At 68.6% G+C, this 21,146-nt stretch carries 17 protein-coding genes and 1 pseudogene; 7 read left to right on the top strand and 11 right to left on the bottom strand.

Annotated elements, in window-relative coordinates:
• Positions 1-716: 716 nt before the first annotated feature.
• A complete protein-coding gene (dapA, locus tag ACFWYW_RS24620; protein WP_379618228.1) occupies positions 717-1,634 on the top strand; it encodes a 4-hydroxy-tetrahydrodipicolinate synthase in 918 nt (305 codons plus the stop codon).
• Positions 1,635-1,688: 54 nt separating this feature from the next.
• Positions 1,689-3,374: a ribonuclease J gene (locus tag ACFWYW_RS24615; RefSeq protein ID WP_379618230.1), complete on the top strand. Its 1,686-nt coding sequence runs from the start codon at positions 1,689-1,691 to the stop codon at positions 3,372-3,374.
• A gap of 132 nt (positions 3,375-3,506) precedes the next feature.
• On the opposite strand, the gene ACFWYW_RS24610 is transcribed toward ACFWYW_RS24615, so the two are convergent.
• The 3 genes and pseudogenes from ACFWYW_RS24610 to ACFWYW_RS24600 all read right to left on the bottom strand — a co-directional run.
• Complete coding sequence (locus tag ACFWYW_RS24610; RefSeq protein WP_379618232.1) at positions 3,507-4,247, bottom strand: ABC transporter permease; 741 nt, start codon at positions 4,245-4,247, stop codon at positions 3,507-3,509.
• A gap of 84 nt (positions 4,248-4,331) precedes the next feature.
• The gene (locus ACFWYW_RS24605) at positions 4,332-5,096 is read right to left on the bottom strand and encodes an ABC transporter permease (RefSeq protein ID WP_379618234.1); all 765 of its coding nucleotides are present in this window, start codon (positions 5,094-5,096) and stop codon (positions 4,332-4,334) included.
• Positions 5,097-5,170: 74 nt separating this feature from the next.
• Positions 5,171-5,812 (bottom strand): annotated as a pseudogene (locus tag ACFWYW_RS24600) (ABC transporter ATP-binding protein); the annotation flags it as partial.
• A 134-nt stretch (positions 5,813-5,946) separates the two neighbouring features.
• Here ACFWYW_RS24600 and ACFWYW_RS24595 point away from each other — a divergent pair.
• The 3 genes from ACFWYW_RS24595 to ACFWYW_RS24585 all read left to right on the top strand — a co-directional run bounded on the left by ACFWYW_RS24595 (position 5,947) and on the right by ACFWYW_RS24585 (position 8,410).
• On the top strand, positions 5,947-7,068 hold the full coding sequence (locus ACFWYW_RS24595; protein ID WP_379618236.1) for a sensor histidine kinase: 1,122 nt from the start codon (positions 5,947-5,949) through the stop codon (positions 7,066-7,068).
• A 197-nt stretch (positions 7,069-7,265) separates the two neighbouring features.
• Positions 7,266-7,907, top strand: a complete 642-nt coding sequence (locus ACFWYW_RS24590) for a response regulator (protein WP_379618238.1) — start codon at positions 7,266-7,268, stop codon at positions 7,905-7,907.
• 11 nt (positions 7,908-7,918) lie between these two features.
• Positions 7,919-8,410, top strand: coding sequence for a DUF402 domain-containing protein (locus tag ACFWYW_RS24585; RefSeq protein WP_379618240.1), 492 nt, complete (start codon positions 7,919-7,921; stop codon positions 8,408-8,410).
• 562 nt (positions 8,411-8,972) lie between these two features.
• On the opposite strand, the gene ACFWYW_RS24580 is transcribed toward ACFWYW_RS24585, so the two are convergent.
• Both ACFWYW_RS24580 and ACFWYW_RS24575 read right to left on the bottom strand, forming a co-directional pair.
• Positions 8,973-10,106 (bottom strand): hypothetical protein, encoded by a 1,134-nt coding sequence (locus tag ACFWYW_RS24580; RefSeq protein WP_379618242.1) that lies wholly within the window; start codon positions 10,104-10,106, stop codon positions 8,973-8,975.
• 55 nt (positions 10,107-10,161) lie between these two features.
• The gene (locus ACFWYW_RS24575; RefSeq protein ID WP_379618244.1) at positions 10,162-11,433 is read right to left on the bottom strand and encodes a glucarate dehydratase family protein; all 1,272 of its coding nucleotides are present in this window, start codon (positions 11,431-11,433) and stop codon (positions 10,162-10,164) included.
• A gap of 439 nt (positions 11,434-11,872) precedes the next feature.
• Here ACFWYW_RS24575 and ACFWYW_RS24570 point away from each other — a divergent pair, with 439 nt between their 5' ends.
• A complete protein-coding gene (locus ACFWYW_RS24570) occupies positions 11,873-13,405 on the top strand; it encodes an aldehyde dehydrogenase (NADP(+)) (protein WP_379641077.1) in 1,533 nt (510 codons plus the stop codon).
• A 285-nt stretch (positions 13,406-13,690) separates the two neighbouring features.
• Here ACFWYW_RS24570 and ACFWYW_RS24565 read toward each other — a convergent pair whose 3' ends face one another.
• Positions 13,691-15,073 carry a pyridoxal phosphate-dependent decarboxylase family protein gene (locus ACFWYW_RS24565; protein WP_379618246.1) on the bottom strand — a complete coding sequence of 461 codons (1,383 nt, stop codon included), beginning with the start codon at positions 15,071-15,073 and terminating at the stop codon, positions 13,691-13,693.
• 152 nt (positions 15,074-15,225) lie between these two features.
• On the opposite strand from ACFWYW_RS24565, the gene ACFWYW_RS24560 reads away from it, so the two are divergent.
• Positions 15,226-16,047 carry a carbohydrate-binding protein gene (locus ACFWYW_RS24560; protein ID WP_379618248.1) on the top strand — a complete coding sequence of 274 codons (822 nt, stop codon included), beginning with the start codon at positions 15,226-15,228 and terminating at the stop codon, positions 16,045-16,047.
• Between the two features lie 195 nt (positions 16,048-16,242).
• Here the strand turns inward: ACFWYW_RS24560 and ACFWYW_RS24555 are convergent, their stop codons facing one another.
• From ACFWYW_RS24555 to ACFWYW_RS24535, 5 genes are read right to left on the bottom strand one after another with little or no spacing between them, the layout of a single operon-like run.
• Complete coding sequence (locus ACFWYW_RS24555; protein ID WP_379624681.1) at positions 16,243-17,142, bottom strand: 5-dehydro-4-deoxyglucarate dehydratase; 900 nt, start codon at positions 17,140-17,142, stop codon at positions 16,243-16,245.
• Between the two features lie 12 nt (positions 17,143-17,154).
• Positions 17,155-17,916 carry an IclR family transcriptional regulator gene (locus ACFWYW_RS24550; protein WP_379624679.1) on the bottom strand — a complete coding sequence of 254 codons (762 nt, stop codon included), beginning with the start codon at positions 17,914-17,916 and terminating at the stop codon, positions 17,155-17,157.
• 40 nt (positions 17,917-17,956) lie between these two features.
• Positions 17,957-18,814, bottom strand: a complete 858-nt coding sequence (locus ACFWYW_RS24545) for a carbohydrate ABC transporter permease (protein WP_379624677.1) — start codon at positions 18,812-18,814, stop codon at positions 17,957-17,959.
• Positions 18,811-19,737 (bottom strand): carbohydrate ABC transporter permease, encoded by a 927-nt coding sequence (locus tag ACFWYW_RS24540; protein WP_379624675.1) that lies wholly within the window; start codon positions 19,735-19,737, stop codon positions 18,811-18,813. Before ACFWYW_RS24540 ends, ACFWYW_RS24545 begins: the two co-directional genes overlap by 4 nt.
• A complete protein-coding gene (locus ACFWYW_RS24535; RefSeq protein WP_379624673.1) occupies positions 19,734-21,047 on the bottom strand; it encodes an extracellular solute-binding protein in 1,314 nt (437 codons plus the stop codon). The genes ACFWYW_RS24540 and ACFWYW_RS24535 overlap by 4 nt, the downstream gene beginning before the upstream one ends.
• Positions 21,048-21,146: the final 99 nt, after the last annotated feature.

Here is a 21,146-nt window from a genome sequence, read left to right as displayed (position 1 = left end):
GGGCTGTGGGCTGTGGGCTGTGGGCTGTGGGCTGTGGGCTGTGGGCTGTGGGCTGTGGGCTGTGGGCTGTGGGCTGTGGGCTGTGGGCTGTGGGCTGTGGGCACGGGCCATGGCAGGTGGAGGTACTGCTCTCGCCCGAGGCGTCAACCTCGCCAGCGCCCAGGGGGTCGCGGCGTCGGCAAGAACGTCAGCCAGACGGCGGCCGCCAACGGGCAGCCTCGCGGCAAGCAGTCCGAGCCACGCGGGCCGCGTAGCAAGGACGCGCCCTCAAGTGGCATGCCAGGCCGGTCATCTAGCAGTGACACTCAGGCCAAGCCTCGGCCTATATCCAGCCAGGCGAGGCCGAAACCGGACCCAGCCGAACCATGTCAGGCCAGACCGGCCAGGCCAGGGAGAGCCGGGCGCGGCTGTGTTGCTCGAAGAGATAGGGACAAGGATGTGTCTCTGGATTGCGGTGAACCACTTGGCCGGGTCAGGGGCGTCGTTACGGCGGGTTACCACGTCCGACGTGAGAAGCGTGCGGACGATCGGGGCGCGCCCGCGTCGGCGGGAGGTGTTCACTTGGCTCTGCCGTAATATATGGGTGCAGTTGGGTAGATGAGGGACGTCAGGGAGAGCACACGCTGGCGTAACGGATAGACCTCAAACCCCAGCAGAGGCCACTATCGGGGTGGCGCTGTCGGTGGCGTTTGGGGAATCCAGGTAGCGTTCGCACTATGGCTTCGCCCAATGGAACCACCGACGCCCCCTTCGGTCACATGTTGACCGCGATGGTCACGCCGTTCACTCGGGACGGCGCCGTCGACTATGCCGCTGTGCGGCGGCTCGCGACCTACCTGGTTGATGAGCAGCGCAATGACGGACTGATCGTCAGTGGGACGACCGGCGAGAGCCCCACCACCTCGGATGAGGAGAAAACTCGCATCCTGGAGGCGGTGCTGGAAACTGTGGGTGATCGGGCGACCGTTGTTGCCGGAGCGGGCACCAACGACACCCACCACAGCGTCGAGCTGGCCAAGGCGGCTGAGCGGGCGGGCGCCCACGGGTTGCTCGTCGTCACGCCGTACTACAACAAGCCTCCGCAAGAGGGGCTCTACCGACACTTCTCGCAGGTGGCGGACTCGACCCAGCTGCCGGTGATGCTTTACGACATCCCGGGCCGCAGCGGGGTTCCGATCGCCACCGAGACACTGATCCGGCTGGCGCAGCACGAGCGCATCGTCGCGGTGAAGGACGCCAAGGGCGACATGTTCGCCGCCGGTCAGGTGATGCTCGCCACCGACCTGGCCTTCTACTCGGGGGATGACCTGCTCAACCTGCCGTGGCTGTCGGTGGGCGCGGCCGGGTTCGTGAGCGTGGTCGGGCACGTGGTCGGCGCGGAGCTGGCCAAGATGATCCAGCTGTTCCGGAACAACCATGCCGAGCAAGCGCGCGCCATCCACCGCCAGTTGATTCCGGTGGTTGACGGCATCATGCTGCGCGCCGGCGGGGCGATCATGGCCAAGGCCGCTCTCGGCCTGGTCGGAATGCCCGTGGGCCCGGTACGGCTGCCGCTCGTGGAAGCGGACGACAAGCAGATCGCCGAGCTGCGGGCCTGCCTGGTGGCCGGCGGGGTGAAGTTGACAGATACATAGGAACGGGGAGGACAAGGAAGTTTTGCGAACACTACGTCTCCAGGCGGGTAGACCATGAGCCATCCGCATCCGGAACTCCCGGACCCGCCGCCGCTGGCCGACGGGGGCCTGCGCATCGTCGCGCTGGGCGGTCTCGGTGAGATCGGCCGCAACATGGCCGTCTTCGAATACGACGGCCGGCTGCTGATCGTCGACTGCGGGGTTCTGTTCCCCGAGCCTGACCAGCCGGGCGTCGATCTGATCCTGCCCGACTTCGAATACATCAGGGACCGGCTCGACGACGTCGAGGCGCTCATCCTGACGCACGGCCACGAGGACCACATCGGCGCCGTGCCGTATCTCCTGCGCGAGCGGCGCGACATTCCGCTCGTCGGGTCCAAGCTGACGCTTGCCTTCATCGAGGCCAAGCTCACCGAACATCGCATCCAGCCCGCCAAGATCGAGGTCGTGGAGGGGCAGCGCGACCGCTTCGGGCCGTTCGACTGCGAGTTTCTCGCCGTCAACCACTCGATCCCGGACGCGCTCGCGGTCGCCATCCGCACGCCCGCCGGGCTGGTGCTGCACACCGGCGACTTCAAGATGGACCAGCTGCCCAGCGATGGCCGGCTGACCGACCTGGGCGCCATGGCCAGGCTCGGCTCCGAGGGCGTCGACCTGCTGATGTCCGACTCGACCAACGCCGAAGTGCCCGGGTTCGTCACCAGCGAACGCGAAATCGGCCCGGTCGTGGACGAGGTCATCCGTACCTCGGACAAGCGTGTCATCGTGGCGAGTTTCGCCTCCCACGTCCACCGCGTTCAGCAGGTCATGGACTCGGCCGCCAAGTACGGCCGCAAGGTCGCGCTCGTCGGCCGTTCCATGGTGCGCAACATGGGCATCGCCCGTGACCTCGGATATCTGCAGGTGCCGCCGGAGCTGATCGTCGACTCCCGTGACATCGAGGAATGGCCGCCGGAGGACGTCGTCCTCATCTGCACCGGCTCCCAGGGCGAGCCGATGGCGGCACTGTCGCGCATGGCCAACCGTGACCACCCCATCCGCATCGCGGAGGGCGACACGGTGCTGCTGGCCAGCTCGCTGGTGCCGGGCAACGAGACAGCGGTCAACAAGGTCATCAACGGCCTGACCCGCTGGGGCGCTCGCGTCGTGCACAAGGGCAACGCCAAGGTGCACGTTTCGGGACACGCCGCCGCGGGCGAACTGCTGTACGTGCTCAACCTGACCAGGCCCTCCAACTTCATGCCGGTCCACGGTGAATGGCGCCACCTGCGTGCCCACGCCAGGCTGGCCTCGCTCACCGGCGTTCCCGACGATCACATCGTGATCGCCGAGGACGGCGTCGTCGTCGACCTCATCGACGGCCGGGCGAAGATCGTTGGTGCCGTCCACGCCGGCTACGTCTACGTGGACGGCTCGTCCGTCGGCGAGATCACCGACACCTCGCTCAAGGACCGCAGGATCCTCGGCGACGAGGGCTTCATCTCGGTGGTCGTGGTCGTCGACTCCCAGACCGGCAAACTGACCGCCGGCCCGGAGATATACGCCAGGGGCTCCGGGATCGACCCGAGGCAGTTCGACGAGTTCATCCCGCAGATCGAACGGGCCCTCGAGGCCAAGGCGGCCGACGGGGTCGTCGACATGCAGGAGATCCGCCGCGTGGTGCGCCGCACGGTGGGACGCTGGGTGAGCGACACCTACCGTCGTCGTCCGATGATCATCCCGGTCGTGGTGGAGGTCTAGCACCCTCTCCAGGGGTACGGCGACGCCGTACCCCTGCCCGGCTCCTCGGGCCATGCCTGTGCCCTTCTGCTTCGAGTTTGACGGTGGTCAGGTCGTGCGGGTGTTCCGACGCCGGTCAGGCGTCGCGACGCCTTAACAACCAGGCACCCGCGAGCAGAGGTAGCAGGGCATAGGCCGCCAGGACGAGCGCGGCGGCGACCGGGGAAGCAGCTCTCCGTAGACCGACGAGGCCAGTGAGGCGCCGGCGATCTCCCTGGGCAGCGCCCCGATCATCACCGAACCCAGCCGCTCGCTCCACGGCTCGGGCAGATTGCCGCCGATCATCGGAAGAACGTAGATAAGTCCAACGAGGACGGCCACCGCCCCGGCCGCAGACCTCATGATCACGCCCAGCCCGACCCCGAGCAGAGCGAAGACCGCCACGGAGATGCCGGTCGGCACCAGAATCGGCCAGGACTCGGCGAAGCCGCTCACCGGGTAGCGTCCGGCGAGCATTCCGCGGGACAGGAAGAACGTCCCGAAGACCGTGACCGCGCCCACCACGAGCCCGAGCCCGCCGGCCACAGCAGCCTTGGACACCAGGACGGGCCAGCGGCGCGGCACGATGGTCAGGCTGGTCTGGAGCACGCGGTCCGACGTCCACGACAGCACGCCCAGGATGCCCAGGCACAACTGCGGAACGATCACCACCACCTCCTCCAGTTCCGCGATACGGGCGCTGCCCCGCATGGACGGCGACGCGTCGTCATACATGCCGATCGCCATCCAGGCCAGCCCTGCGGCGAGCAGGACGGAACCCAGCCCGATGCCGACGATCAGATGGCTGGAGCGGACCGATCTGACCTTGAGCCATTCGGCGGCCAGCACACTCATCCACATCTCCTTTCTCCTGGGCACGCGTGCTCCGGGCGGGATCTCCGGCTCACGGGTCCTGCCCGCTCGCCAGGTGGTACCGGCTCACGCATCGCGCCTCCTCAACAGGAGGTATCCGGCCAGCAGCGCGGCGCCGCCGTACGCGAGGAGGACGAGCAGCGCAGCCCACGGCGGCAGGACGCCGTCACCGAGGCGGCGGGACAGGCGGTCGCCGGCGATCTGCGGCACCAGGTTGGGAAGCATGATCGAGGCGAAGCGCGTGTTCCAAGGAGCGGGCAGGTGGGTGGCGATGCCGGGGAGCACGAACAGCAGCGAGACGACCGAGACGATGCCTGCGGCCGTCGAGCGGGTGGCGGCGCCCAGCCCCAGGCCGACCAGCGCCAGCACCGCGGCCGACAGGGCGGAGACCAGCACGGTGGGCAGGCCGTCGAGCAGGCCGATGTCGTTGAAGCCGAGGGCACGGTCGCCGGCGATGAGACGGCTGATGGTGTAGGTGGCGATCAGGACGGCGGTGCCCGCCGCGAGCGTCACACCGCCGACCACCGCGGCCTTGGCGAACAGCAGGCGGCCACGCCGCGGCACGGCGGCCAGGCTGGTTCTGAGCATGCCGCTCGCCTGCTCCGAGGTGATCGCCAGCACGCCCAGGACGGCCAGGCTGACCTGCACCAGTGGCAGGAATCCCGCTTCTGGAGCCGCGGCCCTGATCGAGCCGCGTGCGTCGGCCAGGCTCGCGACATAGAGGGTCCAGACGATTCCGAGCACGATCGTGAGCGCGGCCGCGCCGACCGCGTAGCCGGTGGCGCCGACCGAGCGCAGCTTCAGCCACTCCGACGCGAGGACCGCCCTCATCGCGCGGCTCCGTACTCGACGCTGGAGGCGGTCAGCGCCATGTACGCCTCCTCGAGAGAGGGGTATCCGGCGGTGAGGTCGGCCACGGTCGCGTCCGCCACGAGCCGGCCGCGGCCGACGATGACGATGCGGTCGGCGGTCAGCGCCATCTCGCTCATCAGGTGGCTGGACAACAGGACGGTCCTGCCCTCCTCGGCCAGCCCGCGCATGAGGCCGCGGATCCAGCGCACGCCGTCGGGGTCGAGGCCGTTGACCGGCTCGTCGAACATCAGCACCCCCGGATCGCCCAGCAGCGCCGCCGCGATGCCGAGCCGTTGTTTCATGCCGAGCGAGAACCCGCCCGCCTTCTTGCGCGCCACGCCGCTCAGGCCCACCAGCTCCAGGACCTGCGCGACCCTGCGCGCACCTATGTCATTGCTGAGTGCCAGGCACATCAGGTGGTTGTAGGCGCTCCGGCCCGGATGCACGGCGCCGGCGTCGAGCAGCGCACCCACCTCGTGGAGCGGGCGGCGCAGGTCGGCGTAGCGGCCGCCGTTCACCAGCGCCTGGCCAGAGGTGGGCGCGTCGAGGCCGAGCACCAGCCGCATGCTCGTCGACTTCCCCGCGCCGTTCGGGCCGAGGAAGCCGGTCACGTGCCCCGGCTCGACGCGGAAGCTCAGCTCGTCGACGGCGAGCGTGTCTCCGTATCGTTTGGTCAGTTGCCTGAGTTCGATCACGCGATCAAGGGTGCGGTACGGCGGGCCGTTCGCACATCGGACTGGGATCCGTCAGACCACGGTGTCATTCGGGGCTCGCAGAGTCAGACCGTGGGATGACGCGCCCGGCCTGACCTCCGGATACCTTTCTTCGCGTGGACCTGTTCGCCAGGCGGCTCAGCCGCGCCCAGCTCATCGCGCTCGACTGCGCGTTCGCATGGGTGTGCGTGCTGTATTACCTGGCAGACACCGCGGACGCCGACGCACCCGGCTGGATCCGGCTCGCGCTGCCCCTCGCGCTCGCCGTGCCGCTGGCGGTGCGCCGGGTGTGGCCGCTCGCGGTGTTCGCGGTGGTGACGCCGGCGGTCGTGTTCGCCATCATGACAGGCTTCCCGAGCCTGGCGTACGTCTCGCCCGCCTACGCCGCCTATCTGGTCGCCTCCGCCTCCTCACGAAGACTGCCGATCAACTCCATCGCGATCTTCAGTGTCCTGGTCCTGGTCACACTGCTCATCGCCGGCGTACCGGGCGGCGTCACCTGGGTCATGGGCGAGACCGCGTCGAGCCTCGCCGCGGTCTGCACCACGTTCACCTTTGGATTGGCCATCCGTGAGCGCCGTGCATTCGCCGCGCGAGACGCGGCGCGCAAAGCGGAACAAGCCGTCACAGAGGAACGGCTGCGCATCGCCCGAGAACTGCACGATGTCGTCGCCCACAGCGTGGGGCTGATCGCGGTCAAGGCGGGCGTGGCCAGACACGTGTTCTCCACCCGCCCTGAAGACGCGCGCGAAGCGCTGGGCGTGATCGAGACGGCCAGCAGAAACGCGATGGTCGAGATGCGCCACGTGCTGGGGGTGCTGCGCTCCGCCGAGGAACCCGACCTGGGCCCGGCACCCGGTCTGGACGGCCTGCCCGAACTCGCCGAACGGGCCCGGCTCGGCGGCGTCGAGGTCGAGCTCGATGTCGGTGATGTCAGTGAAGTGCCGGAAGGAGTGAGTCTGTCGGCCTACAGAATCGTCCAGGAAGCGCTCACCAACGTGGTCAAACACGCGGCCCCCGCTCGCTCCCGCGTGTCGGTGGCCGCCGACACGCGGGAGGTGCGCATCGAGGTCACGGACGACGGCCCCGGCTGGCGTGTGCTGCCGGCGACGGGTGCGGGGCACGGGCTGGTCGGAATGAGGGAGCGGGTCATGATGTACGGCGGAGCCTTCGAGGCCGGGCCGGGAGCGAAGGGCTTTCGCGTGCGGGCGGCCCTGCCGTATGGGGAGGTTCCATGAGCGGGGCGGTCAGGGCGCGGTCGGTCGCACGGAATCCCATGGAGCACAGGTCGGGCGCGAGCATGGGGGAGTCGTCCGAAGAGTTGGCTGGAGGGTCCGGGGAGGAGACGAGTCGCTCAGTGCGTGAGGTTGCCGAAGGGGGACGGGCTGCCGGGGTGGGGAGATCTGCGAGCGGGGCCGGTGAGCAGGGAGAGTCCGTGATCCGGGTGCTGGTGGCCGACGATCAGGCGTTGCTCAGAGGGAGCTTCCGGCTGCTCGTGGACTCCGAGCCCGACCTGGAGGTCGTCGGCGAGGCGGCCACGGGGCTCGAGGCGGTGGCGCTGGCCGCGGTGGTGCAGCCGGATGTCGTCCTCATGGATGTGCGGATGCCGGAAATGGATGGTATTGAGGCCACCCGGCGGCTCGGGGGCGGAGCCAGGGTGCTGATCGTGACGATGTTCGACCTTGATGCGTATGTGTATGCGGCCTTGCGGGCCGGGGCCAGTGGGTTCCTGCTCAAGGACACGCCTCCGGCCGCTCTGTTGTCGGCGATCCGCGTGGTGGCGGCGGGAGAGGCGCTGCTCGCGCCGACCATCACGCGGCGGTTGATCGAGGAGTTCGCCAGGACGCCTGCCGCGCCCGCGTTCCAAGGGCTCGACGGGCTCACCGAACGGGAACGGGAAGTGCTGACGCTGATCGCGCGAGGCCTCTCCAACCATGAGATCGCCGGGTACCTGCACCTCAGCCTGGCCACGATCAAGACACACATCGGTCGCCTGCTCACCAAGCTGGACGCTCGTGACCGGGCACAACTCGTCATCGCCGCATACGAGAGCGGCCTCGTCGGAGCGGCACGATAGCGTCACGTGACATGAGGGTGGAATTCCGGAAATTTGATGGTTCGCTCCATTGGCACCATGCGGCCCGACGGCTCGGGGAAGACGCCCACGGCGTTTGGGTGGGCGCCGGGGCCGGAACCGTCGGGGCGAAGGGACACGAGCCGCCGGTGGTGTGGGAAGAGCCGTTCGTGATGTTGTTTCCGCGGGATCAGTGGTGGGTGGCGCTGTTCAATGCCGAACCGCACCGGACCGCCATCTATGTGGACGTCACGACGGTGCCTGAATGGCGGGACGGCATCGTGACCATGGTGGATCTGGATCTCGACGTGGTGAAGAAGCGGACCGGGGTTATCTATCTGGATGATGAGGATGAGTTCGCCGAGCATCAGGTGCGGTTTGGGTATCCGGCTGAAGTGATCGCGGCGGCTGAGGAGTCGGCCCGGTGGGTACTCAAGGCGGTCACCGAGGGCGAGGGGCCGTTCGGTGGGGCGCATGAGCGATGGATGAGCCAGGTCACGGGCTGAGGTTGGCCACCTGCAGGGATTCGGGGCTGGAGCGCTGGTCGTGTGCCTGCGGGGCCGAGGCTGCGTGGATTGGCTATCGTCAGGTACCTGCGTGGGTTCGGTCCGCTTGGCAGAGCTGGGCGCCTGAGCTCTGCGCGTTGGCGACTGCGGGTCACCTGTGCGAGGTCGGTGCGCTGACCGGGTCACCTGTGTTTGGGTGCTGGGCACCGCCTGTTCGGTGTCGGTCGCTCGCTTGGCTGGGGCCTGAGCTGCTCCGCGCGGGGTGACCGGCTGATCGGGTTTCACCGGTCACGGTCGGTGGTCCTGGCTGCTTGCCGGCCGATCGACGCTGGTCAGCGCAGGGCTCCGGCTGTTGGCCTGTGCTGGTCGGCCGGACCCGGCCATCCGGCTGCACTTGCTGTCTGGGGCAGAGCGTGGGCCAGCCGCGGTTGTCTAGGTGGGGCCGTTGGCCCGGGCCGAGTTGGCCCGTGCCGAGTTGGCCCGTGCCGGTTGGCCGGGGTTGCTTGGCCTGCGGGGATATAGGCGGGCAGGGGCGAAGCGGCTGGGGGCTTGGTGGTGTTGTTCAGCGGTTGAGGGCCTTGCGGAGGGCGGACAGGCGGGCGGGGGAGGCGAGACCCGCATGGTAGAGGTGGAACTCGGTGGCGCCTGCCTTGGCGTACGTGGCCATCTGGTCGGCTAGGACCGTGGCGTCGGCTGGGCGGGGCGGGAGTGTGAGGACGTAGGCGCCGATCCGCTGGGGGGCCGTGGTGGTCTTGGCCCGTGTGGTGGCCATGTTGGCCAGGGTGGTGAGGCGGTGCGCGTCGGAGGTGGGGTCGCCCCAGCAGTTGCCGACCAGGACGTCCGCGCCGGGTTCGCCGTTGGGGAGGGCCGCGAAGGCGCCTGCGGCCCACGGGTCGGGGTTGGCATGGAGGGTGATCGGGGTTTCGGGGGAGAGCTCGCGGGCGACGGTGATCAGGTGTTGGCGTAGGTGGGTGGAGAGGCTGAGCCGTACCTCTTTGATGGCCTGAGCGTGGTCGGCCAGGGCCTGTTCTGTCGTGACGGGGTTGGGCTGGGTGTCGACGACTTGTTTGATGTGCTCTTGGGTGCCTTCGGGGTAGCGGGGGGCGCAGGCTGTGCAGAAGCAGAGGGAGAGGAGGTCGCCAAGCGGGCCGTTCCAGTCGGCGCCGGCGGTCTTCTCGTGCATGTTCTGGTGACCGAAGCCCATGGGGCCGCAGGATTCGAGGATGAGGCCGTCGGGTTCGCCGACGGTGAGGATTTCGCGGACCAGACGTTCGCAGTAGTCGACGACTTCGGGGTGGGCGGGGCAGAGCGCGTGGGGGTACAGGTCGCCGAAGGCGTTGTGGGTGGCGATGCCTGGGTGCTTGGTGCCCAAGAAGGAGTTGTGGGTGAGGACGGTCCAGGCCAGGACCTTGAGGCCGGCCGCCTTCAGGGCGTCCCGGGCCGTGAGGTAGGCGTCGGGGGTTGTCCATGTGGGGGAGGCGGGGACCAGACGGCCCCAGGCCTCCTCGCGAACCGGCAGGTAGAAGGCTGAGTGGGCTACGTCCAGAACGCGGTGGTTCGGGTGGTAGGGGGTGGCGGCGCGGGTGGAGTGGTAGGAGGCGGCCAGGGCGACTGCCTCGACGCCCAGGTCGGCGATGCGGCCGGGGGCGGTGGGGTCGCCTACGACGTCCCAGGGGTAGAGGTAGGCGATGTTCACCGGGGGTTCCTCTCCGTCGACTGCCTTGGGATGGTCACGAGTGGCCTTGGGGTGGTCACCAGTGGCCTCGCTTCACCACGAACTCGGGGTCGAAGCGTCGCATGTAGCCGGTGTCGTCCCGGGAGGTGAGTCCGCATGTCAGGTACTGCTCGTGCATCTTGGCCAGGGCCTCGCGGTCCAGCTCGATCCCCAGGCCGGGGCCGTCGGGGACCGGTACCGCCCCGTCCACGAAGCGCAGGGCTCCGGGGGCGACGACGTCCTGGCCGTCCTGCCAGGGCGTGTGGGTGTCGCAGGCGTAGGTGAGGTTGGGGGTGGCGGCGGCGAGGTGGGTCATGGCGGCCAGGCTGATGCCGAGATGGGAGTTGGAGTGCATGGAGAGTTCCAGGCCGAACGTCCCGCACAGGGCGGCGACCTGGGCGGAGCGGGTCAGGCCGCCCCAGTAGTGGTGGTCGAGCAGCAGGACCTGGATGGCGTCGGAGGCGATGGCCGGAGGGAGGTGTTCGGGGGTGACGACGCACATGTTGGTAGCAAGCTTTGTCGCGATATTTTGCGAGACATTCGCCATGCCGGAAATCTCGGGACAGGGGTCTTCGAGGTACTGGAGGGTGCCGTTCAGTTCGTGGGCCACGCGGATGGACGTCTCGGGGGTCCAGGCGGTGTTGGGGTCCAGCCGCAGCGGCACGCCGGGGAACGCCTCATGCAGCGCCCGGATCGCGGCGATCTCTTCATCGGGTGGGAGAACGCCGCCTTTGAGCTTGATGGAGCGGAAGCCGTACTCCTTGATGAAAAGTGCGGCCTGCTCCACCAGCCCCGCGGGGTCGAGCGCGGCGCCGAAACGGTCGGGCGTGCCGCCCGGGTGGCTGTCCCACTTGTAGAAGAGATAGGCGCTGTACGGCACCGCCTCCCGCACCCGGCCACCGAGCAGGTCGCACACCGGGACGTCGGCCGCCTTGCCCCGGATGTCCAGCAATGCCACCTCGAAGGGGGAGAAGATGCGATCGATGCTCTTCTCTTTGGTGGACGTTCCGGTCAGGCCGTGGAGGTCGCTGACGACGTCGCCGGCGATCGCGGTGATGCGGGTGTAGATCTCGTTGGTGTGGTGCACGTCCACGCCGATGAGGGCGGGCGCGCATTCGCGCATCTTCGTCAGGTGGTCGAGGTCGCCGTAGGTCTCGCCGAGGCCGGACAGGCCGTTGTCGGTGATCACCTCGATGATCGTGCGCAGTGCCCAGGGCTCGTGGACGCCGGCGGCGTTCAGCAGCGGCGGGTCTCGAAACGCGACAGGCGTGACACGGATCTCCTGGATGATCATATAACCGCCGTCCATATATGTGAACGAAAGACAGGTTTGTGGACAGGTGTCGCAACTGTAAGAATCGCCCTGTGAGGGTGTCAAGCGATAGGTTGTGAAGTGTGATATTGCACTGGGAGGCCAAGCGATGATCTACGGACATGACCCGAGGACCGGCGAGACCGTGGGCGAAGCGCTGCCCGAGACCGACAGCGCAGGCGTCAACACGATCGTCTCCGCAGCCGCAGCCGCAGCCGCAGCCGTCGGAGCCAGCCGGGTAAACGGAGCCGCCGGGGTTGGCGGGGCGAGCGGAGCCATCGGGATCGGCGGGTCTGGTGGGGTAAGCGGAGCCGCTGGTGGGGCCAGTGGGGTTGCTGCCAGTGCTGGTGAGGTCGCTGGAGGCGCCGGGGCTCCTGGAGTCCCCAGCAGAGGAGGCGCCGAGGGCGGAGACGGCGGGGCGAGTGGAGCCGCCGGGATCGGCGGGTCCGGTGGGGCAAGCGGGGCCGCTGGTGGGGCCAGTGGGGCCAGTGGGGCAGGTGGAATCGGTGGGGGCGGCGGGGTAGTCGCCAGTGCTGGTGCTGGTCCCGGGGTTAGCGCCAGTGTCGGCTTTGGGGCGGGTGCCGGGGTTGCTGGTGCGGGGGCGGTCGGGTGGCGGGATGTCTCGGTGCGGGAGCGAGCTCGGGTGCTTGAGGCTGTGGCTGATGCGTTGATCGCGCGGGCGGACGATCTCTGGGTGGTGGCCGAGCGGGAGACTGCGCTGGGTGAGGTGCGGCTGCGGGGGGAGATTGCCCGGAGTGCCGGGCAGTTCCGGCTGTTCGCGCAGGTGATCAGGGATGGTGGTCATGTCGAGGCGATTATCGACCATGCCGATCCGTCGTTGACGCCGCCCCGGCCGGATGTGCGGAGGATGAAGCGGCCGCTGCCCGGCGTGGTGGCGGTGTTCGCGGCCAGCAACTTCCCGTTCGCGTTCTCGGTGGCGGGAGGGGATACCGCTTCGGCGCTGGCGGCTGGATGTTCGGTGGTGGTCAAGGCGCATCCTGGGCATCCGCAGACCTCGGAGCTGGTGGCCGAGGTGGTGCGGTCGGCGCTGCCTTCGCCGGATCTGCTCGGGCTGGTGCATGGGATGCAGGCTGGGGCGGAGCTCGTACGGCATCCGGCTGTGGTGGCGGTGGGGTTCACCGGGTCGGTGGCGGGGGGTAAGGCCATTCAGGTGCTGATTGACGAGCGGGAGACGCCTGTTCCGTTCTTCGGGGAGTTGGGCAGTGTCAATCCGGTGGTGGTGCTGCCTTCGGCTCGGGCGGAGGAGGTGGCCGGCGGGTTCGCGGGGTCGCTGACGTTGGGGGTGGGGCAGTTCTGTACGAATCCGGGGCTTTTGTTTGTGCCGGAGGATGCCGGGCTGCTTGATCGGCTGGCGGCGGCGGTCAGGGAGACCACGGGCGGGCCGATGCTGGCCGAGCGGATCAGGGACGGGTATCTGGGCGGGCTGGAGCGGTTGTCCGGGCTGCGCGTGCTGGCCGAGGGGAAGGCGGGCGAGGGGGCCTGGGGGGTTACGCCCACGGTCTTTGTCGCCGATATCGGGGAGTTCGCCGACAAGTTGCCTCGGGTTGCCGAGGAGTGCTTCGGGCCTGCGTCGATTGTGGTGACGTATCGGGAAGTGTCGGAGCTGCCGGCCGTACTCGAGCAGTTGGAAGGGTCGTTGACGGCTACCGTGCACGGCACCGTGCCCGAGGAGGCGGCTCCCGTCGCTGAGGTGCTTGGGCGCAAGGCCGGGCGGCTGATCTGGAACGGCTGGCCGACCGGGGTCGCCGTCTGCTGGGCCATGCATCATGGTGGGCCTTGGCCTGCCTCTACCAGTGCTGCCCATACCTCTGTTGGCGCCACGGCCATCGATCGGTGGCTGGCACCGACCGCCTATCAGGACTGGCCGGCTGAGCTGCTGCCGCCGGAGTTGCGGGATGGCAATCCGCTGGGTGTACCTCAGCGGGTGGACGGGCGGCTTCAGGCCTGACTGGGCTTGCGTGGCGGGGTTGGGAGGGCCGGCTGCGCGTCTGTGGTCGGCGAGGTTGAAGGGCCAGCTGTGCTTCGGTGGTCGGCGGGGGTGAAAGGCTGCTGGCTGCGCGTCTGTGGTCGGCGAGGTTGAAGGGCTGGCTGTGCGTCTGTGGTCGGCGGGGGTGGAGGGCTGGCTGTGCGTCTGTGGCTGGGCGCGGTGGTGTGAAGGAGCGGCTCCGCGTCTGCTCTTGGGGAGGCGGAGCCGGTTGTTGGGGTCTGGGGATGTCTGGCAGGAGGGGGGTGGTTAGGGCTGCTGGGGGTGGCCGATGGCTTGGAGGGCTTCTTCTACTCGGTCCCGGTGGGTGCGGAAGCTGACGATCGACAGGCGTAGGAAGAAGCGTCCGCCTACCAGCGTGCTTGACAGGAACACGCGTCCACCCGCGTTCACCCGCCGCAACAACTCCTGGCTCGCCCGGTCGTCGTCGCCCGGGACGCGGAACGCGACCGTGCTCAGCCGCGGCTCCCATGGCACCTCGAAGCCCGCCGCGACCAGTTCCTCGTACGCGTACCGCGCCAGGTCCAGCTTCTCGTCGAGGGCCGCGCGGAAGGCGGCCAGGCCGTGGAGTTTGATCGGGAGCCACAGGGCGAGGCCGCGGAAGCGGCGGGTCAGTTCGGGGGAGTACTCGGTGAAGTTCGGGATGTCCTCCTCGGCGCTGAGGTCCTGGAGGTAGTCGGCGCCCACGTGGTGGGCGGCGCGCAGGCGGGCGCCGTCGCGGACCAGCAGGGCGCCGGTGCCGTAGGGAAGGAACATGGCCTTGTGCGGGTCGAGCGTGATCGAGTCGGCGGTCTCGATGCCGCGGAAGGCCGTCCGGCCGCGTTCGGTGAGCTGGAAGGGGCCGCCGTAGGCGCCGTCCACGTGGAACCACAGGCCGTGCCGGCGCGCGGTCGCGCCGAGCGCGTCGAGGGGGTCCACCGCGCCGGTGTTGGTGGTGCCGGCGTTGCCGATCACCAGGAAGGGCCGGCGGCCCGCGCGACGGTCCTCGTCGATCAGGGCGTCGAGGGCTTGCGGGTCCATGGTGAGGGTGTTCAGGGTGGGTACGGCCCGCACGTTCGCACGCGGAAACCCGGCGAGCATCGCCGACTTGGCGCACGAGGCATGGGTCTGCCCGGTGACGTAGATGACGCCGTCGAGGAAGTTCTCCGGAAGGAGCGCGGTGCGCGCGGTGACGATGGCGGAGAAGTTGGCGAGCGAACCGCCCGAGGTCAGGACGCCGCGCGCGGAGGCCGGGTAGCCGAACAGGTCGCACAGCCAGCGCAGTACCGTCGCCTCGATCTGGGAGAAGCCGGGCGCGAGATTCCAGACGGTCACGTATTTGTTGGCGGCGGCGGCCACGAAGTCGGCGAGGACGGAGGCGTACAGGCCGCCGCCGGGAATGTAGGCGAGGTAGCCGGGTCCGGCCGTGGTGACGCCGGTGGTGGCGCCTCTGGCCACCACGTCGAGCAGTTTGGCGAACGGCTGGCCTTCCTCGGGCGCGGGCTCGCGCAGTTCGGCGGCGAGTTCGGCGGCGCCGTCGAAGTCGCTGGCCGGCCGGTCGGCGAGGCCGTTCACATAACTCTGGACGAACTCCAGGGCGGCCATTCCCATCGCGCGCGCGTCCTCGGGAGTAGGTTCAAGGGGGTACGGCATGCGGGCACTCCTTTCTGGCAGGTCTTGCCATACGCCAGTGTTGTTCAGATTTGAACATTGACATAGGGCCACGTTATGGAGATCTGAAGGGTTCTCCAGTCATGTCCACAATGCGAACTTGGGGCCAACTCTGACAAGGAGAAGGACCCCCCATGGAAGAAGAGGGAAACACCCCCGCAATCTCCCGCAAAACCCTTCTGAAAGCAGCTCTCATCGCCACACCGGTGCCGCTGCTCGCGGCGGGGGCGCCCGCATTGGCCCGCACCGTTTGGGCCGAGGGCGGGCCGCTCACCCCCACGCCCTTCTGCGACGACGGCGACGACCCGACGCCGGCGCAGACGGAAGGCCCCTACTTCAAGCCCAACTCGCCCCGGCGGAGCACGATCCCCGGATCCGGCACCGGGCTGACCGTCAGCGGATACGTCTTCGGGCTGGCCTGCCAGCCTCTCGCCAACGTCCTGCTGGACTTCTGGCAGTGCGACACCAACGGCAACTACGACAACGTCGGGTTCAACTACCGCGGCCACCAGTTCACGGACGCGAACGGGGCCTTCAAGCTGACCACGATCGTGCCCGGCCTCTATCCGGGGCGTACCCGGCACATCCACGTCAAGGCGCAGGCGCCGAACCGGCCCGTGCTCACGACCCAGCTGTACTTCCCCGGCGAGCCGCGTAACAACACCGACACCATCTTCAACCCGGCTCTGCTGATGACCGTCCGGACGGTCGGCGGGCGCCGGGAGGCGACGTTCGACTTCGTGCTCCGTGTGCCGGGGACCCCGCCCACGAGCCCGCCCCCCACGACCCCGCCTCCCAGCACCCCGCCGCCCACCGGCACCTGGGCTCCGGGTGTCGGGTACACAGCCGGTGCGGGGGTGACGTACGGGGGCTCCAGCTACCGGTGCCTGCAGGCCCACACCTCGCAGGCCGGCTGGGAGCCGCCCAACGTGCCGGCGCTCTGGCAGCGCGTGTGAACCCTCCGCCGCCGGGCCCGCCGCGCCCGGCGGCGGCCGCCCATCCCTCAGGCTCCGCGCGCTCGCGGTGGCCAGGTCCCGCGAGCGCGCCGCCCAAAGCCCCCAGGGCCGCCGCTCAAGGCCTCCCGCGAGCGCGCCGGTCGGCAGCGCGGCGTGGGGCGCCGGTCAACAACGTGGAAAGCCGCGTGCCAAAGCTCAGGCCCCCGCCAGTTCCAACCCAGCCGCGATGATCCTCTCCAGCTCCGCCACATGCTCAGGAGCAGGATCGAGCAGCGGCAACCGCACACCCCCCACATCCATCCCCCGCAGCCGAACCCCGGCCTTGACCAGCGAAACCGCATACCCGGCCTGAACATCCCGCAGCCGGACCAGCGGCAGATAGAACCGGGTGAGCAGGGCCCGGGTCAGCTCCTCATCCCCACCGGTCACCGCCTTGTAGAAGGCGAGGGCGATCTCCGGCGCGAACGCGAACACCGCACTGGAGTAGAGCGTCACCCCAAGCCCACGATAGGCAGGTACGGTCAGCTCCGCCGTAGGCATCCCGTTGAAGAACGTGAACTCCCGATCGCTGGCCTGCCGGACGGTGAGGATGATCCGCTGAAGCAGATCAAGGTCCCCGAGCCCGTCCTTGAACCCGATCACGTTGGGCAGCGAGGCCAGCTCGGCCACCGCCTCGGGCGTGAAGCGAGCGTTGCCACGCTGGTAAACGATCAGTGGCAGTTCCGTCTCGGCCGCCACGTCCTTGACGTACCGGACAAGACCTTGTGTGGGGGAGGAGACGAGGTAGGGCGGGAAGAGCAGCAGCCCGTCGGCGCCGCTCTCGGCGGCGGCCCGCGCGTAGGCGCGCCCGGAGACGCCGCCCGCGCCGGAGAAGACGGGCACGTTGCCCGCCGTCGCCGCGACGCTCGTCTTGACGACCCGCGTGTAGTCGGCCAGGTCCAGCGCGTTGAACTCGCCGGTGCCGCACGCGGTGAACACTCCTCCCGCCCCGGCCGCGACCCCTCGCGCGACGTGCTGGGCGAGCATCGTCTCCGCCACGTCGCCGTCGGCTCCGAAGGGGGTCACCGGGAAGAAGAGAACACCATCAAGACGCATGTACGGTCCTTTCTAGCGAATGCCCTCCCTGCGCAGGGTGGCAATCAGTTTGCGTGTGTGCCGGATCACGGCGTCGATGACCTTGTCGAGCTTGTCGTCGTCCAGGTCGGTGGGCATCGAGCAGCTGATGGCATCGGTCGCGGGGATGCGGTAGTCGACCGCGACCGCGACGCACTTCACACCAGGGGTCCCTTGCTCGCTTTCGAGCGCCCACCCACGCGTGCGGACCTGCTCCAGTTCCTTGGCGAGCTTCCCGTGGTCGGTCAGCGTGTACGGCGTGTAGCCGACCAGCTCGTCCGGCAGCAGGTCCGTGACCTCGTCGTAGGTCAGCTGGGCGAGCAGCGCCTGGCCGAGCGCGGTCACGTGGGCGGGCAGCCGGCGGCCGACGCGCGGTATCACCCGGTGTGTCCTGCGGCCCTCGCGCGTGGCCAGGTAGAGCACGTGCGCGCCGTCGCGCCGGGCGAAGTGCACCGTGTGCCCGATCTCGTCGCGCAGGTTGTCCAGGGTCTCCAGCGCGAAGGGAAGAGCCTGGTCCTTGTCCAGGTACGCCGTCCCCGTCAGCAGGGCATGCGGGCCGATGCCGAAGGCCGACTTGGCGCCGTCCGTCTCCACCCACTTCAGCTCGACCAGGGTGCGCATGAGCGCGTGCAGGCTGCTGCGGGGGAAGCCGGTCTGTGCCTGCAGTTCCGACAGGGAGAGGCGGTCCGGAGACGCGGCGAGCGTCTCCAGGATGCGAACCGTTCGCTCGGCTGACTTGACCATCGAGGACTCCATAGGGTCCAGGATATTGGATGGCGTTCATATACATGGACACTTAACCCTTGATGGCGCCGCTGGTCAGACCGCGCATGAACTGCCGCTGGAACGCCAGGAACGCGATGATCGACGGAAGCAGCGCCAGCAGCGAAGCGGCCAGCAGCACGCCGATCCCGACCTCCTCGTCGGAACGCAGCGAGCGCAGCGCGATGGGCAGGGTCCATTGGTCGGAGTCCGTGGCCACGATCAGCGGCAGCACGTACTGGTCCCAGATCATGGTGAAGCCGAACACCCCGATCACGCCGATCGCGGGCCGGCACAGCGGCAGGATGATCGTGAAGAACGTCCGCATCTCGCCCGCGCCGTCGATCCTGGCCGCCTCTTCCAGCTCGACCGGGACCTCCTTCATGAACTCGGTCATGACCAGGATGGAGAAGCCCCAGGCGCCGATGGGCAGGATCATCCCGGCATAGGTGCCGATGAGCCGGGTCCCGATGAGCGGCAGTTCGCCGAGCACCGCCGACAGCGGCAGGATGATGACCTCTTCCGGGATCATCATCGTGACCAGCATGAGCAGCAGCACGACCGTCATCCCGCGGAACTTCTTGCGCGCCAGCGCGTACGCGGCGAAAACGCTCACGATCATCTGCAGCAGCAGCCCGAACCCGACGACCACGAACGAGTTCAGCAGGTAGAGGAAGACCTTGCGGTTGCCCGCCTGGATGAAGTTGTCCAGGGAGAAGCTGTCGGGCAGGGAGAAACGGGTCGGGTCGGGCACCGCGCCGAAGGCGTTGATCAGCAGGCCGACGAGCGGCCCGAGGAAGACGATGACGATGGCGGCGTACAGGATGGTCTTGAGCGTGACCGCGACCGGGCCGCGCTTGCTCTCCAGTCCGAGCGTGCTGTCGAACCTCATCGTGCCTGCCTCCTGCGCAGCACCTGGACGATCACCGTCAGCAGCAGCGTCGCCAGGAACAGCACGACGGATGCGGCCGAGGCGAGCCCGAAGCGGTTGTTCTGCAGGCCTTCCTTGTAGATCAGCGTCATGAGCACCTCGGAGGAGCCGTTCGGCCCGCCGTTCGTCAGCACGTACACCTCGACGAACACGCGCAGCCCGCGGATGGCCGCCAGCGTGAACAGGATCCAGAAGACCGGCCGCAGCGCGGGCAGCGTCACCCGCCAGAACCGCTGCCACACGGTCGCGCCGTCCACGGCCGCCGCCTCGTAGAGCGTGCGGTCCACGCCGACCAGCCCCGCGACGAAGATCATCATGTCGTACGGCGCGCCGCGCCAGATCATCATCACCATGATCGACCAGAGCGAGCTGTCCTCGCTGGACAGGAACGACAGCGGCCCGATGCCCACCCAGCCGGCCACGGTGTTGAGCAGGCCGTCGGGACCGGGGTGGTACATGATCCGCCAGACCTCGGCGACCGCCGCGATCGTGGTCACGACCGGCAGAAACGCCGCGGTCCTGACGAACCACAGGTAGCGGGCGGGACCCTCGACCAGCAGGGCCAGCACCAGCCCGAGCACGATCGAGCCGGCCGTGGTCAGGAGGGCCAGCACCGCGCTGTGCCACATGGCCGAGGTGAAGGCGCTGTCGGTGAGGGCGTTCTCGTAGTTCTCCAGCCCGACCCAGCGGTTGCCGAGGAAGGGCCGGACCTCGAAGAAGCTGTCCTTCATCATCACGAAGATCGGGATGAACTTGAAGTACAGGAACAGCAGCAGGGCCGGAGCGAGGAACAGCCAGGGGACCAGCGCGCCGCGCCGCCGGATCCGCTTGTGGCGGCGGCGCGGCGAGGTCCCCGTGCGCGGGGGCGACAACGTGGTGGTCATGACGCTTTCTGGGTCGTCAGTTCCGTGGTGAACGTGGTGTTGAGCTCGTCCAGCGTCGCCTTGACGTCCTTGCCGCAGTCGGCCCAGGCGGCGTTGATGGCGTCGGCGGCCTTCTGGCGGAACGGCGTCCAGTCGGGCACCGGCGGCGTGTAGACGGCGCTCGGGTAGGCGTCGGCGAAGACCTTCCAGCGCGGGTCCTTGCGCTCGGCCGCGAGGTCGACCTCCTGGTTGACGGGCAGGCGGACGATCGGGCCCTCGTTGTCGCCGTTCATGCCGATCTTCTGGCCGGCGGCGGAGATCGCGTACTCGGCGAACTTCTGCTGCTCGGGCTCCATCTTGGAACCGGCCATCAGGTAGACGTTCTCGCCCTCGCCGAGCGTGCCGGGTCCGCCGGACGGGCCCTTGGGCACCTGGACGACCTCGATCTTGTCATCGCCCACGCTCTTGACGAAGCGGGCGAGGACGTAGGGCCCGACCAGGTAGATGCCGCCCTGGCCCTTCTCGAACACCGTGTGGGTGACGGTGGTGTCGTTGCTGACCGCGCCGGGGTTGACGGTCTTGGCGGTGCAGAACTGGTCCTGCATCCACTTGACCGCCTCGACCGTCTTGGGGTCGCTGACGCTGGAGCTGAACTTGCCGCCGCCGTTGGCCTTGACGAAGTCGCCGCCGTTGGCGTAGACGAGCGAGGAGACGTACCACGAGGCGTAGCCCCGCTTGGTGCCGGCCGGGGCGACGAAGCCGTAGGTGTTGGCGGTGCCGTCGCCGTCGGGGTCCTTCTCGGTGAACGCCTTGGCGAGCGCGGCCAGGTCTTCCCAGGTCTTGGGCGGTTCCAGCTTGAGCTTCTCGCGCCAGTCCTTGCGGATGATCAGCGCGAACGACTGCGCGGAGAACGGCGCCGCGTAGTGCTTGCCGTCTCCCGCCGCGGCCGCCTTCCACGCCAGTTCGGTGACCTTGTCCTGGCCGGCCAGCTTGGCCTTGTCGACCTCGCGCAGCCAGCCCTGGTGCTGCATGTTGCCCAGCCGGGCGGTGTCGTTGATGACCACGTCCGGCAGGTCCTTGGCCTGGGCCTGCTGCTGGAGCTTCGTCTCGAAGTCGTCGAACAGGGAGACGAGCTTGGTCTTGACGCCGCTGGCCTTCTCGAACTCCGCCACGAACTTCTGGGCGGTCTTGTGCGACGGGGAGTTGGGCACCTGACGGATCCAGATCTCGAGGGCGTCCGTACCGCCGCCGGAGCCTGACTGCGATCCACAACCCACCACTGTTACGGCCAGAGCCATGGCAACGCCGGCCCCGATCAGGTTGCGAGACATCAGACCGCCTCCTGTTCACGTATGTGGACGTGTTCTCCAAATGTGGAGCTGGTTCATGTGAACGTAACGACGCACCTGTGTCACGGTCAATATTCAAGG

This window comes from Nonomuraea sp. NPDC059023 (assembly GCF_042740095.1).
Lineage (GTDB): Bacteria > Actinomycetota > Actinomycetes > Streptosporangiales > Streptosporangiaceae > Nonomuraea.
This window is presented reverse-complemented; position numbering and strand designations above follow the sequence as displayed.